The organism is Leucobacter massiliensis, assembly GCF_002982315.1.
Lineage (GTDB): Bacteria > Actinomycetota > Actinomycetes > Actinomycetales > Microbacteriaceae > Leucobacter > Leucobacter massiliensis.
Map to the genome: position 1 here is coordinate 158,110 of NZ_MWZD01000014.1, position 13,423 is coordinate 171,532.

At 71.6% G+C, this 13,423-nt stretch carries 12 protein-coding genes; 2 read left to right on the forward strand and 10 right to left on the reverse strand.

Going from position 1 to position 13,423, the window contains the following annotated elements; translation table 11 throughout:
- Positions 1 to 5 precede the first annotated feature (5 nt).
- The 9 genes from B4915_RS04975 to B4915_RS05015 form a co-directional block, all read right to left on the reverse strand.
- Positions 6 to 1,091: a Mur ligase family protein gene (locus B4915_RS04975; RefSeq protein WP_146120024.1), complete on the reverse strand. Its 1,086-nt coding sequence runs from the start codon at positions 1,089 to 1,091 to the stop codon at positions 6 to 8.
- Positions 1,073 to 2,158, reverse strand: coding sequence for a phospho-N-acetylmuramoyl-pentapeptide-transferase (mraY, locus tag B4915_RS04980; RefSeq protein ID WP_105804730.1), 1,086 nt, complete (start codon positions 2,156 to 2,158; stop codon positions 1,073 to 1,075). Before mraY ends, B4915_RS04975 begins: the two co-directional genes overlap by 19 nt.
- A complete protein-coding gene (locus B4915_RS04985) occupies positions 2,155 to 3,564 on the reverse strand; it encodes a UDP-N-acetylmuramoyl-tripeptide--D-alanyl-D-alanine ligase (protein ID WP_105804731.1) in 1,410 nt (469 codons plus the stop codon). The genes mraY and B4915_RS04985 overlap by 4 nt, the downstream gene beginning before the upstream one ends.
- A complete protein-coding gene (locus B4915_RS04990; RefSeq protein ID WP_105804732.1) occupies positions 3,561 to 5,126 on the reverse strand; it encodes a Mur ligase family protein in 1,566 nt (521 codons plus the stop codon). The genes B4915_RS04985 and B4915_RS04990 overlap by 4 nt, the downstream gene beginning before the upstream one ends.
- A gap of 24 nt (positions 5,127 to 5,150) precedes the next feature.
- Complete coding sequence (locus B4915_RS04995; protein WP_105804733.1) at positions 5,151 to 6,950, reverse strand: peptidoglycan D,D-transpeptidase FtsI family protein; 1,800 nt, start codon at positions 6,948 to 6,950, stop codon at positions 5,151 to 5,153.
- A gap of 40 nt (positions 6,951 to 6,990) precedes the next feature.
- Positions 6,991 to 7,602, reverse strand: a complete 612-nt coding sequence (gene ftsL, locus B4915_RS05000) for a cell division protein FtsL (RefSeq protein ID WP_105804734.1) — start codon at positions 7,600 to 7,602, stop codon at positions 6,991 to 6,993.
- Positions 7,599 to 8,585: a 16S rRNA (cytosine(1402)-N(4))-methyltransferase RsmH gene (rsmH, locus tag B4915_RS05005; protein WP_105804735.1), complete on the reverse strand. Its 987-nt coding sequence runs from the start codon at positions 8,583 to 8,585 to the stop codon at positions 7,599 to 7,601. The genes ftsL and rsmH overlap by 4 nt, the downstream gene beginning before the upstream one ends.
- A 12-nt stretch (positions 8,586 to 8,597) precedes the next feature.
- Complete coding sequence (gene mraZ / locus B4915_RS05010; RefSeq protein WP_105804736.1) at positions 8,598 to 9,029, reverse strand: division/cell wall cluster transcriptional repressor MraZ; 432 nt, start codon at positions 9,027 to 9,029, stop codon at positions 8,598 to 8,600.
- Between the two features lie 372 nt (positions 9,030 to 9,401).
- A complete protein-coding gene (locus B4915_RS05015; RefSeq protein ID WP_105804737.1) occupies positions 9,402 to 9,785 on the reverse strand; it encodes a DUF3040 domain-containing protein in 384 nt (127 codons plus the stop codon).
- 89 nt (positions 9,786 to 9,874) lie between these two features.
- Here B4915_RS05015 and B4915_RS05020 point away from each other — a divergent pair, with 89 nt between their 5' ends.
- Entirely contained in the window at positions 9,875 to 10,975 is a 1,101-nt protein-coding gene (locus tag B4915_RS05020) for a polyprenyl synthetase family protein (RefSeq protein ID WP_105804738.1), read from the forward strand.
- Positions 10,976 to 11,046: 71 nt separating this feature from the next.
- On the opposite strand, the gene B4915_RS05025 is transcribed toward B4915_RS05020, so the two are convergent.
- Positions 11,047 to 11,394 (reverse strand): Rv2175c family DNA-binding protein, encoded by a 348-nt coding sequence (locus tag B4915_RS05025; protein WP_105804739.1) that lies wholly within the window; start codon positions 11,392 to 11,394, stop codon positions 11,047 to 11,049.
- Positions 11,395 to 11,488: 94 nt separating this feature from the next.
- Here B4915_RS05025 and pknB point away from each other — a divergent pair, with 94 nt between their 5' ends.
- Entirely contained in the window at positions 11,489 to 13,414 is a 1,926-nt protein-coding gene (gene pknB / locus B4915_RS05030; RefSeq protein WP_245907342.1) for a Stk1 family PASTA domain-containing Ser/Thr kinase, read from the forward strand.
- Positions 13,415 to 13,423 lie beyond the last annotated feature (9 nt).

Consider the following 13,423-nt stretch of genomic DNA (forward strand, 5'->3'; position numbering starts at 1 on the left):
GCCGCTCACTCCCGCCCGCGGGACGCGTGATGGTACTGCAGGATCGCCTCGGCGATCTCCGCGGGCTCGGCGCCGCGCGCTCGCGCGAGCGCGCTGGCGGCGAGGAGGTCCTGCACGAAACCGGGCTCCGCGAGGCCGAGCTCGTGCAGCTCGTCGAGCGTGACGAGCTCGTAGGCTTCGCTGCGGCGCTCCGCGTGGTAGCCGCGGTCGACCAGGATCTCCTCGACGATGCCGAAGCCGCTCGGCGGCGGCGAGTCCAGCCCGAAGCTGATCGCTCGGGCCCCCTCCACCACGTCGGCCTCCTCGACCATCCGCTCCGTCTCGGGGTCCGCGCGGTTGTACACGCACGCGATCTGCGTGCGCTCGTACACCCGCGCGGCGGTGGCCCAGCGGGAGGGGGCGTCCGCGGCGGCAGCGGCAGAGGCGTCGAAATCGAGGCGCACGCTGGCGTAGGGCGAGATCTCGCCGAGTCGCGCGAGCTGCAGCTCGCTGAGCTCCACGACCAGCGCGTCGTAGCCGTGCGGATCGCGCAGCGGGTCGAGGATCGGCGCACCGCTCCCGCCCGCGGGCGCGACGCGCAGGCCGGCCGCGGCGAGCATGTGCGCGGTCAGCCGAGCGGCGACCGCGGTGTCGCGGGACCCCGAGACGCAGATCCAGTCCGCGACGCGCGGGGTCTTGTCGCGGAGCCGCCACGCGAGCTCCACGTCCCCCCACACGGGCAGTCCGCGCGAGGCGGCCCAGGCGGTGAGCGGATCGTCGGCCGGCACCTCGGGGCCGGCGATCACGAGCTCGGGCCCGAAGGCCGCGAGCTCGCCGAGGCGCGCCGCGCTGGTCTCCGCCAGCACCCGCTCCGCGCCGATCACGTCGAGCAGGCGCTCGTGGTCGGCGTCGGCCAGCTCGTGGATCACGCGTACCCGGGCCCCCAGCTCGGCGAGCGTGTCGGCTGCGGCGAAGCCGACGGCCCCGAGGCCGAGCACCGCGATCCGCAGCCCCGACCAGTCGTGGTGCCAGCTCCCCAGTTCCGCGACGCGCTCGGCCTCCGGCCGCCTCGCCCCTGTCGTCTCCGCCTCGCTCACTGCGACAGCAACCATTCCCCGTAGAAGGCGCCGATCCCGGAGATCACGAAGAGCCCGGCGATGATCCAGAACCGCACCACCACGGTGACCTCGGCCCACCCCTTCAGCTCGAAGTGGTGGTGGATGGGGCTCATCAGGAAGATCCGCTTGCCCTTCGTGAGCTTGAAGTAGATGCGCTGCACGATCACCGAACCGGTCTCGATGATGAACAGCCCGCCGATGAGCACCAGCAGCAGCTCCGTGTGGGTGAGGATCGCGAGCGCGGCGATCCCGCCTCCGAGACCCATCGAACCGGTGTCGCCCATGTAGACGTGCGCGGGGCTCGTGTTCCACCACAGGAATCCCGCCAGCCCGCCGACGAAGGCGGCAGCGATGACGGCGAGATCCATCGGGTCGCGCACCTCGTAGCAGCCGGCCTCGTTCGCCGTCGCGGCGCAGGACTGAGCCGCCTGCCAGAAGCCGATGATGACGTAGGCGCCGAAGGCGAAGATCGAGGCGCCGCCGGCGAGGCCGTCGAGGCCGTCGGTCACGTTGACGGCGTTCGTGGTGGCGGTGACGATCACCATCACCCACAGCACGAACAGGCCAACGCCGAGGATGGGGCCCAGCGCCATGAAGTCGAACGGCAGATCACGGAAGACGGAGATGTGCGTCGAGGCCGGGGTCAGGCCCTGCTCGTTCGCGAACTGCAGCGCGAGCAGCGCGAACACCACGGCGATGAGGATCTGCCCCGCGATCTTCGCCCAGCCGCCGAGCCCGAGCGACTGCTGCTTGCGGGTCTTCATGAAGTCGTCGATGAAGCCTACGGCGCCGGCGCCGACCGCCATGAGGATCACGAGCAGCGCGGAGGGCGACGGCGTCTCCCCCATGATCAGCTTGCCGATGAAGTACGCGATCACCGACCCGGAAATGAAGATGAGCCCGCCCATGGTGGGGGTGCCGCGCTTCGCGTAGTGCGACTGCGGGCCGTCCTCGCGAATGAACTGCCCCCAGTGCAGCTTGCGGAAGCCCCGCACGAAGAGCGGCGTGAGCAGCAGTGAGTACAGCAGCGAGACGCCGCCGGCGATGAGCAGCGCGATCATGCGTAGGCCTCCCCGAGACGGTCGCCGAGGCGCTGCAGTCCGGCCGCGTTCGACGACTTCACGAGCACCGTGTCGTGGGGCCGCAGGGTGCGCAGCAGATAGTCGTGCGCCTCGTCCTGCGTCTCGAAGAACACGCTCTCCCCGTCCCACGAGCCCTCATTGATGGCGCTGATGTGCAGCTGGCGCGCCTCGCGGCCGACGACGACGAGCTCCGAGATGCGCAGGCGCACCGCTTGCAGGCCGACGCGGATGTGCTCCTCGATGGAGTATTCGCCGAGCTCGCTCATCGCCCCCAGCACCGCGACCGAGCGCCCCTCCGGCCTGCGGATCTGCGCGAGGGTGCGCAGCGCCGCGCTCATCGAGTCGGGGCTCGCGTTGTAGGCGTCGTTGATGATGGTCACCCCGTCCCGGCCGCCGAGCACCTCCATGCGCCCGGGGGCGGCGAGCGTCGCGCCCTCCAGTTCGGCGACGATGTCCGCGAGCGGGAGGCCGAGCTCGACGCCGATCGCGGCGGCGGCGAGGGCGTTCATGACGTGGTGCTCGCCCAGCACGCGGAAGTGCACCGGCAGGGACTCCCCCGCTGCGTGGATCGTGAAGCGGGTGCCGTCTGCGGAGGGCTCCACCTCGGTAGCCCGCACCTCGGCGTCGCGGTGCAGCCCGAACCAGCGCACCCGCGCACGGGTCAGCTCCGCCATCTTCGCCACGCGCGGGTCGTCGCGATTGAGCACGGCGACGGCCGTCTCCGGGAGTTCGCGCACCATCTCGCTCTTCGCGCGGAAGGTCGCCTCGATGCCGCCGAACTCACCGGCGTGGGCGAGACCCACCGAGAGCACCACCCCGATGTGCGGGGGCGCCATGCGGGTGAGGCGGGCGATCTCGCCCTCTGCGCTCGCGCCCATCTCGGCGACGAGGGTGCGGGTGCGCTCGTCGACGCGGAGCATCGTGAGCGGGCCGCCCACCTCGTTGTTGAACGACTTCGCCGAGGCCACCACGGGCCCGAGCCGCGCGGCCATCGTCGCGACGAGGTTCTTCGTGGTGGTCTTGCCGTTGGAGCCGGTGATGCCGACGACGGTGAGCCCACCGCGCTCGCGCACCCGGCGTACGACCTCGGTCGCCAGCGCCCCGAGAGCCTCCGTGGTCTCCGCGACGATGATCTGCGGCACGCGGTCGTCCACCTCGCGCTCGGCGACGATCAGCGCCGCTCCGGCCTCGACGGCCTTCCCGGCGAAGCGGTGCCCATCGGTCTCCTCGCCGCGGCGGGCGAAGAAGATCTGCCCGGGCTGCAGCTCGCGGGAGTCGGTCTGCGACTCGCCGCGCACCACGGTCTCCGGGCCCGCCCCGCTTCCGCCGGGGACCAGCCGCCCCTGCACGGCATGGGCGATCTCGGCCAGCGTCAGTTCAATCACGGAAGCAATCCTGCCTCGCGGAGCGCTCCGCGTACCTCTTCACGCGCCGAGTAGGGAAGGATCCGCCCGGCGATCTCCTGATAGTCCTCGTGTCCGGGACCGGCATACAGGATAACGTCACCCGGCTGCGCGATCGAAACCGCGAGCCGGACGGCGGTGCGCGGATCCCCCTCCTCGAACACCCTCGCGTGGTTGGCCGAGCGCACGCCGGCGATGAGCTGCGCGCGGATCGCCTCGGGCGGCTCCGAGCGCGGATGGTAGTCGCAGACGATGACGGCGTCCGATCCGGCGCCCGCGATCCGGCCCATCTCCTCGCGTTTGGTGGTGTCGCGGTCGCCGTCCGCGCCGAAGAGGAAGATGATGCGGCCGGGAGCGACCTCCGCGAGCGCGTCGAGCATCGCCGCGAAGGCGCCCGGCGTGTGACCGTAGTCGACGAAGAAGCGGGGTCCCGCCTCGAGCGGCGTCTCCGGGTTCATGCACTCCAGTCGTCCGGGGATGTAGACCGGGATGCGCCCCCGGTCGAGCCCCGCCGCGACCCGCTCGAGGGGGATCCCCGCCTCGTGGAGCATGATGAGCGCGAGCGCGGCGTTCTCGGCCATGAAGCGCCCGAAGACCGGCACGCTGCCGCGGAAGTGCGCGCCCTCGGGGCCCTGCAGCACGAAGGAGACGCCGTCGAGGCTCTGCCGGGTGACCGCCAGATGCCACTCGGCGTCCTGCCCGTACTCGGTGGCGAGGCGCGTCACCGGGATGCGCGACTCACGGGCGACGCGCTGCCCCGCGGGCGCATCGACCACGACCACGCCTCGCTCCGCGTGCTCGGGGGCGAAGAGCGCGAGCTTCGCGGCGAAATAGCTCTCCATGTCCCCGAAGTCGTCGAGGTGGTCCTGGGAGAAGTTGTTGAAGGCCACGACGTCGAAGCGCACGCCGTCGATGCGGTGCCGCTCGACGGCGTGCGCCGACACCTCGAGCGCGACCGCGTCGACGCCCTTCTCGCTCATGCGTGCGAGCAGCGCGTGCAGTTCCGTGGCCTCGGGGCTGGTGAGGTTCGAGACGATGACTTCCTCGCCGATCCGCCGCTCCGCGGTGGAGCTGAGCCCGGGGGTCATGCCGGCCGCGCGGAGGAGCTCCGCGAGCAGGTAGACGACGCTGGTCTTGCCGTTGGTGCCGGTGATCCCGAACACGCGCGCGGGCAGCTCGGCGGTGCCGTACACGGCCGCGGCGAGCTCGCCGAGCGATTCTCGGGGCGGAACGGCCGACACGAAGACCGGGATCCCGAGTCCCTGCGTGGCCGTCACTTCGAGGCCGGCCGCATCGGTGAGCACCGCGACGGCTCCGCTGCGCTCGGCCTGAGCGGCGAACTCGGCTCCGTGCCGGCGCGCGCCGGGCAGGCCGACGTAGAGGTCGCCCTCGCGCACGTCGCGGGAGTCGATGGTCACGCCGAAGGCCGCGGCGTCACCCGCGTGCCCTGATCCCGTCTCCCAGCCGAACTCCCGGCGCAGCGCCTCGAGCGGGCGCGGCGCGGGATGCTGCGGACGAATGCTCAGCGCGTCTCCGGTGCTCAACTGCTGGTGCCTCCTGGGCTCTGCTCAATACTCCGTCGGCAGGGGCTGGTACTCGCCCGACGACGGCGGGATCTGGAAGGTGCGGATGGTCGCCTCGGCGGCATCGTGGAAGGCGCGCAGAGCGGCCTCGGGCCCGTCCCCCGCCTTGGCGTACGCGATCGATGCTACCGCGACGTACTGGGGGTCGTCGGCCGGGAAGATCCCCGCGAAGGAGTTCACGAAGTCGGTGCGGTAGAGGCCCGTGTTCGGGTCGACCTGCTCGGCGGTGCCGGTCTTGCCCGCGATGCGGTACCCGGGGATGGCGACGATGTCCTTGAACCAGGCCTCGTTCGCCACGGTCTCGAGCATCTGCACGAGCTGCTGCGCGGTCTCAGAGGAGACGGCCTGCACCGGCTCGCCGTGTTCGAGCACCTGCTCGTTCCCGTCCGCATCGGTGCAGCTGTGCACGAGGGCGGGCGGCACGCGCGTGCCGCCGTTCGCGAGCGCCTGGTACACCCCGGCGGTCTGCACGATCGTGGAGGAGAGCCCCTGCCCGAACATGGTGTTGTAGGAGGTCTGCCGGTCCCACTGCTCCGGCGGGTAGAGGAGCCCGCTGTCCTCGACCGGCATGCCGGCCTGGGTGGCGACGCCGATCCCGAAGCGTTGCAGGTAGTCGTAGCGGACCTGTTCGCTGAGCGCGCTGCCGAGCATCGAGGTGCCCACGTTCGAGGACTGGGTGAGGATCCCGGTCAGGGTCCACTGCATGGGCGGGTGGTTGAAGGAGTCGCCGAAGCGCACATTCGGCTCCGGCTCGAGGTAGTCGGGGGTGAGGTTCTGGCTCGTCGGGGTGGCGGCTCCCTGATCGATGAGCGCCGCGGCGGTGATCGCCTTGAACGTCGAGCCCGGTTCGTAGGGCGAGGTGAAGGAGCGCGCCTCGCGCTTGGCGGGGTCGGAGGCGTCGACGTCGTTGGGATCGACGGATCCGTCCTCGGCGACCGCGACGAGCTCTCCGGTCTTCGCGTTCATGATGACGAGCAGGCCCCAGTCGGCGATGCTGCGCTCCACCTGTTCGTTGATGGCCTGCTGTGCCTCCCACTGCAAGTCCCGGTCGATGGTGAGCTGGACGGTGCCGCCGTCGACGGCCTTCTTCTCGACGACCACGCTGCCCGGCAGGGCGACGCCGTCGGCTCCGCGCTCGTAGACCTCCGAGCCGTTCGTGCCGGTGAGGCACTCGTTCTGCGAGAGCTCGACCCCCGCCTGGGGCTCCTCGTCCTGGCCGGCGAAGCCGACGACGTTGCCGGCGACCGCCCCGTTGGGGTAGGTGCGCTCGTGCTGCGCCGTGAAGGTGAGCCAGCCGATGCCGAGCTTCTTCAGCTCGTTGAGCTGGGAGAGGTCGATGCCCCGCTTCACGTAGGCGAAGTCGGAGTTCTTGTCCTTCGCGTAGGCGTCGTCGACGATCTTCCGGATCTCCTCGGCGCTCTGGCCGGTCACCGCCCCGATCTCCGCGTAGGCCTGATCGGCGGTGACCTCCACGGTCGCAGCTCCCCCCCGTTCCGGGTCCGGACGCCAGAAGCGCCCGTTGTTGAGCTTCGCGTTCTTCGGCGAGAGCTGCACGTCGTAGCGCTCATCCGTGGTGGCGAGCACATTGCCGTCGCGGTCGACGATGTCTCCGCGGACGCTGAGGATGTCCACGGGCACGGCCCGCTTGTCGCGGGCGTCGTCGTTGAGCGCCGAGGCGGAGACCACCTGCACGTCGACGAGCCGCACCAGGAAGACGAGGGCGGCGAGGATGACGATCGCGAGTGCGACCGTCCGTCGCAGTGAGGTTCCGCGCAGTCTCAGCATCCGCTCTCCCTTCTCCCGATTCCCGAGGCGACGTTACCCCCTAGTGCGTCTCCGGGGCTGGCAGTTTGCCCTTCCACCGCACCGGGGCGGCGGCGGGGCCCTCCGCGGCGGCGGACTGGTTCCGTGAGACGAGGAGCCCGGCGGCGTCCACGACGGGCATCGACTCGAGCGTGGCGTTCGGGATGCGGTTGCCCTGCACTTCCGAGGTCGGCGAGTCGAGCGAGCCGAGGATCGCGCCGTCGCTCAGGCGCAGCGCGGCGGGGCGGGTGTTCTGCACCATCCCGAGCGCGGCGGCGTTCTCGGCGAGATTCTGCGGGGAGGAGAGCCGGTCGACGTTCTGCGAGAGCACGCGCTCCACCCGCGCGAGGTCGCGCTGCTCGATCTCCAGGGCGCGCGCCTCGTAGGCGCCCTGGGAGACGGCGATGCTGAGCCCCAGCTGCGTCGCGAGGATGGTGAGCACGACCCCGACCGCGAGCAGCGCGCCCGCGAGGGGGTTGTGCGCCGGGCGCCGGGCGCGGCGCGGCTCGGGTGGCGCCAGCCGGAGGTGGCGTTCGCCGGGCGGAGCTCCCGCCGGTGCCTGCGGGAGCGGGTGCGCGGCGGCGGCCCCGCGCAGGCTGTCGCGATCCACGTCGATGGGTACGGTGGAGCTCATCGCGCGTCCCTCACTCGTTCGGCGGCGCGCAGCCGCACCGGGATGGCCCGCGGGTTGCGGGATCGTTCCGCTTCGCTCGCGAGTTCGGCGCCGCGGGTGAGCAGGCGGAACTCGGGGCGGTGCTCGGGGAGTTCCACCGGCAGGCCGGGGGGCGCGGTGGAGCGGCTGCGCTGCGTCAGCTCCCGTTTCACCAGGCGGTCCTCGAGCGACTGGTACGACATCACCACGGCTCGTCCTCCGACGCGCAGCAGCCCGAGCGCGGCGGGGATGGCCCGTTCGAGCACCGCCAGCTCGCCGTTGACCTCGATGCGCAGCGCCTGAAACACCCGCTTGGCGGGGTGGCGCTGGTCGCGCACCGCCGCCGGCGTCGCCTGCTGCAGCACGTCCACGAGCTGCGCACTGCGCTCGATCGGCGCCTCGGCGCGGGCCGCGACGATGGCGCGCGCGTAGCGCGCGGCGAGCGGCTCCTCCCCGTAGCGTTCGAAGATCGCCCGCAGCCGCCCCTCGGGCGCGGTCGCGAGCACCTCGGCCGCGGTCTCGCCGCGGCTCTGGTCCATCCGCATGTCGAGGGGCGCGTCCTGCGCGTAGGCGAAGCCGCGATCCGCTGCGTCGAGCTGCAGGGAGGAGACCCCGAGGTCGAAGAGCACCCCGTCGATCCTCGGGAATCCCGCCGCGCGCACCGCCTCAGCGATCTCGTCGTAGACGGCGTGGACCCGCACGGCCCGCTCGCCGAAGCGCGCGAGCCGCATGCCCGCGAGTTCGAGCGCTTCGGTGTCGCGGTCGAGTCCGACGACGGTGAGCGCGGGGAAGGCGGAGAGCATCGCCTCGCTGTGGCCGCCCATGCCGAGGGTGGCGTCGACGACCACCGGGTCGCGGCCGGAGTCCGCAGCCCGTTCGATGGCGGGAGCGAGCAGTTCGATGCAGCGTTCGAGCAGCACCGGTGTGTGCAGCGCGCTGGGATCTCTGGTCTCGTGCTGTGTCATGCGTTCGCCGGGCTAGAACATGCCCGGGATCACCTCCTCCTCGATGTCGGAGAAGGCGGACTCCTGCTCCGCCAGGTAGCGCTGCCAGGCCTCGGCGTCCCAGATCTCGGCGCGGAAACCTGCTCCGATGACGGCGAGTTCGCGGTCGAGGCCGGCGTACTCGCGCAGCGCCTGCGGGATGGTGACGCGGCTCTGCTTGTCCGGGGTCTCGGGGTGCGCGCCGGAGAGGAAGACGCGCAGGTAGTCGCGTGCCCGCTTGGACGCGACGGGGGCCTGCCGGATCTGCTCGTGCATGGCGGCGAACTCCCGCTCGCTGAAGACGTAGAGGCACCGCTCCTGGCCCCGGGTGATGACGAGCCCGTCGGCCAGCTCTTCACGGAATTTGGCGGGGAGGATGAGTCGGCCTTTCTCGTCGAGCCGGGGCGTGAAGGTACCGAGGAACACGGCGCCCTCCTCTCCACGACTCGTCAGTGGACCCCACCTTACTCCACTTTCCTCCACCAGAACGGCTCGCGCCTCCACTTTTTGCCACGAGCCCGGCGTTTCCGCGCGATTCCGGCGCCCGCACCACGAATCCGGAGCCGCCGACACAGCCGGGCCACGGCCCGGGCGCGCCGTCCGCCACCGCCGGATGACGGGATTCACGCGGCACTCGGCGAGTCACGGGATGCGCCGCACGCTCCCCCAGCGCATCGGTGGAGCAAAGTGGAGGAATCCCGGGGCGGCGGGCCCGTCCCACTCCCGACAGACACAAAAAACGGGGGCCGCGGAAACCCGCGACCCCCGTTCGGAGATCAGAACACCAGCGCTCGCTAGCTAGCGCTCGCCTCCCATGCGCTCGTCCCAGCGCCGCTCCATGCGCTCGCTCAAGGACTCCCGTCCGGCACGATCGTGCGCGCCGCCCTTCGGCTCATCCGGCAGCCTGGGCTCGGCGTCCGGCTCGGATCCTCGCGCGAACATCAGCATCACGCCGCCCAGCATGACGGCGAAGCCGATGAGCCCGAGCCACAGCTGCTGCGCAGCCACGCCGCCCACGAGCACGCCGATCCCGACGAGGACCACGATGATGCCGAGGACCAGCGAGCGGTAGTTGAGACGACGCCGGTGACCCGGAGCGGTCTGCATCACGTCGGCCTCGCTCTGATAGAAGCCCCGCTCCATCTCGTCAAGCAGCCGCTGCTCGCGTTCTGACAGCGCCATGACGATCCTCCCGCAGTTGTCCGTCCCGAAGGCGGTGATCCCTTCGTATCCTTCAGTCTACGTCTCCGGCCCGCCGATAGGCTAGTCGGGTGCATGAAACGACTCGACTCGCAGGGCTTATTCAGGAGCGGATCGCGGACACGATCGACCGTCACCGCCGGGCCCTCCAGCCGCTCGGGCCAGACGCCTCGCCCCTCCTCGACGAAGCTCTCACCTTCCTCGCCGGGGGAAAGCGCTTCCGCGCGCAGTTCGCTGCGCTCGGCTACCGGGCCGTGCGGCCGCTGAACCTCGACGAGCGCGTCGGAACCGAGCTCGGAGCGGTGCTCGACGCGGCCTGCGGGCTCGAGCTCTTCCACGCGGCGGCGCTGATCCACGACGACGTGATCGACCGCTCCGACACCCGCCGAGGACGCCCCTCCGTGCACCGGCTCTTCGAGGCCGGGCACCGAGAGCGTCACTGGCGCGGCGCCTCAGACCACTTCGGACTCGCCGGGGCGATCCTGCTCGGCGACCTCCTCCAGTCCTGGGCCGACGAGCTGCTGCAGGCCGCCTGCGACGCCCTGCCCGACAGGAGCGCCGCGGCGCGCGCACGCGAGCACTTCAACCGCATGCGCAGCGAGGTCGCGGTCGGACAGTACCTCGATGTGCTCGAAGAGCAGATCCCGGGCTTCGCGGAGCACGCCGAGCAGCTGGAGCGCTCGACCCGCGTGCTCGTCTACAAGTCGGCGAAGTACAGCGTCGAGGCTCCGCTGCTCATCGGAGCAGCGCTCGCGGGCGCAGACGAGGCCCAGGAGGACGCCCTCGCCTCATTCGGCCTCCCGGTGGGGGTCGCCTTCCAGCTCCGCGACGACCTGCTCGGCGTCTTCGGGGACGCGGAGCTCACCGGCAAGCCCATCGGCGACGACCTCGCCGAGGGCAAGCGCACCGTGCTCGTCACCCTCACCCGAGAGCGGCTGCCCGCCACCCAGCGGCGGATCTTCGACGATCTGCTCGGCACCGATCTCGACCGCGAGCAGGTCGCCATCCTGCAGCGCACGATCCGGGAAAGCGGCGCGGTCGAACGCGTCGAAGAGATGATCGCCCGGAACGTGGACCGCGCGACGGGAGCGCTGCAGGGCGCCCCGGTGCGGGCGGAAGCGGCAGCGGCTCTGAGCGGCCTCGCGGAGCGGGCGGCCCGACGCAGTTTCTGAGGCGCGCGGGCGGGCTCACGGTGCCCGCGGGTAGCTGCGGGCGCAGGCCTGCTCCGCGGAGCCGCGGGATCCTAGAAGGCGAGTGCCTGCGTTGCGCGGCGCACCGAGCTCTTCCGTCCCCCGCGCAGCGCGGCGATCGGCCGCTCACCGAGCTCCTCATTGTGGGCGAGCAGCCAGGACACGGCCTCGTCCTCGGCGAAGCCCGCATCGAGCAGCACCAGCAGCGTGCCGCGCAGCGGCGGCAGCGGATGCCCGTCGACGATGAACTCGGCGGGCACTTTGAGCACGCCCTCGTGGCGGATGGCCGCGAGCTGGTGGTCCTCGATCAGGCGGTGGATCTTCCCCGGGGCGAGTCCCAGCTCGTCCACGAGCTCGGGGACCGTGAGCAGGGGTGTATCGGGTGCAATGTTCTCGGGCACGTCTCAACTCTGCCAGCGACGAGTCGCGATCGCAATCTGCGGGTGCGCGGCGCGGATCGGACGATTCACCGCACCCGTTCCGTAGACTCTCGTCGTGACCTCTGCGCCTCCGGACCCGCTGATCGGGCAAACGCTCGACGGGCGATACGCCATCCGCTCGCGCATCGCGCGGGGCGGCATGGCGATGGTCTACCTCGCGAACGACCTGAGGCTCGAACGCCGGGTCGCGGTGAAGGTGATGCACGAGCACCTCGCGGAGGACGAGAACTTTACGCGGCGCTTCGAGCAGGAGGCCCGCAGCGCCGCGCGGCTCTCGCATCCGAACCTCGTCAACGTGTTCGACCAGGGGCACGACGCCGGGCGCACCTACCTCGTCATGGAGTACCTGCCCGGCATCACCCTGCGCGACCTCCTCAAGCAGCAGCGCCGTCTCACCGCCGAGCAGACCCTCGAGATCGGGGAAGCGATCCTCTCGGGCCTCGCTGCGGCGCACCACGCCGGCATCGTCCACCGCGATCTCAAACCCGAGAACGTCCTGCTCGCCGACGACGGGCGCATCAAGCTCGGAGACTTCGGCCTCGCGCGTGCCGTCAGCGCGAACACCACCACCGGCCAGGCGCTCCTCGGCACGATCGCATACCTCTCCCCCGAACTCGTGACGCGCGGGGTCGCCGACGCTCGCAGCGACCTCTACGCCTTCGGGATCATGGTCTACGAGATGCTGACGGGCGCGCAGCCCTTCACCGGCGACCAGCCGATGCAGATCGCCTACCAGCACGCGCACTCGGAGGTGCCGCTGCCGTCCCAGGCGAGCGGCGAGGCGACGCCCGAGCTCGACGAGCTCGTGCGCTGGACCACGCAGCGCGACCCGGAGCAGCGACCGCTCAACGCGGGCGAAGCCCTCGACTACCTGAGACCCCTGCGCCGCGGCCTCGCCCCCGCCACCGCGACGCGCGTGCTGCCCGAGCTCTCCGGGGCCGCCACGCCTGCCACGGCCGTGCTCGACGACGCACAGCGGAGCCTCCTCGCCGCAGGCGACGGCGAGGAGCGCGAAGCGGAGACCGCCGATCCGCCCGCCTCGCCGCTCGAGGCGGCCGCGAGCGCGGAGCGTGCGCGTCGGCGGCGCGGCAGGATCACGGCCGCCGTGCTGGTGCTGCTGCTCGTGCTCGCCGGCGGAACCGGGTGGTGGTTCGGACAGGGTCCGGGCTCGCGGGTCACCGTGCCGGACGTCGCCGGCGAGGAGATGGCGGCCGCCCAGGCCCTGCTGGAGGAGCGCGAGCTGGTCGTCACCCCCACTGAGTGCGCGAGCCTGGAGGTGCCGGCGGGACGGGCCGTGAGCACCGAGCCGGCGGCGGGCGCCCGCCTCGACCGCGGAAGCGCCGTGCAGCTGTGCCAGTCGACGGGCCCGCGCCAGCTGCCCGTGCCGACGCTCGTCGGGCTCGCCCGGCCACAGGTCGAGGAGAAGATCCGCGATGCGGGTTTCAGCTTCGGCACGGTGCTCGAGGAGCGCTTCGACGACGCCGAGAAGGGCACGGTGCTCGCGGCGCTCGGCGAGGACGGCGAGGCGCTGGGCGACAGCTACCCCGAGCAGGGCAGGATCGACCTGATCGTCTCCGCCGGTGCGATCCCGCAGGTCGCCGGCATGACCGCCGAGGAGGCGACGCGCGCCCTCGAGAGAGCCGGCCTGCGGGTCGACCCCTCCCTGGGCGCGGAAGCCCACGACCCCGAAGTGCCCAAAGGCAGCGTCATCGCCCTCCTCACCTCGACGGATCCGGTTCGCCCCGGCGATCCCGTCGGCCTCAACGTCTCTCTCGGGCCCGAGCTGTTCGAGATCCCGAGCGTCGCCGGGATGCCGCTGCAGGACGCGATGAACACGCTCTCGGCCGCAGGCTTCGCGCCGTCCACCCTCGTGCCGGAGGCACTGCGCGGTTTCGCCGAGGCGACCGGGACGGAGCCCGCCGCCGGCGAGCGCGTGCCTGCGGGCACCGAGATCCTCGTCCGCAGCACCATTCGTCTCTGAGGGGCCTGC

Excerpts from the sequence above, each read along its gene's own strand:
- B4915_RS04975 (WP_146120024.1), bottom strand. The coding sequence starts at position 1,091 with ATGGTTGCTGTCGCAGTGAGCGAGGCGGAGACGACAGGGGCGAGGCGG.
- B4915_RS05015 (WP_105804737.1), bottom strand. The coding sequence starts at position 9,785 with ATGGCGCTGTCAGAACGCGAGCAGCGGCTGCTTGACGAGATGGAGCGG.
- rsmH (WP_105804735.1), bottom strand. The coding sequence starts at position 8,585 with ATGACACAGCACGAGACCAGAGATCCCAGCGCGCTGCACACACCGGTG.
- B4915_RS04995 (WP_105804733.1), bottom strand. The coding sequence starts at position 6,950 with ATGCTGAGACTGCGCGGAACCTCACTGCGACGGACGGTCGCACTCGCG.
- mraY (WP_105804730.1), bottom strand. The coding sequence starts at position 2,158 with ATGATCGCGCTGCTCATCGCCGGCGGCGTCTCGCTGCTGTACTCACTG.
- ftsL (WP_105804734.1), bottom strand. The coding sequence starts at position 7,602 with ATGAGCTCCACCGTACCCATCGACGTGGATCGCGACAGCCTGCGCGGG.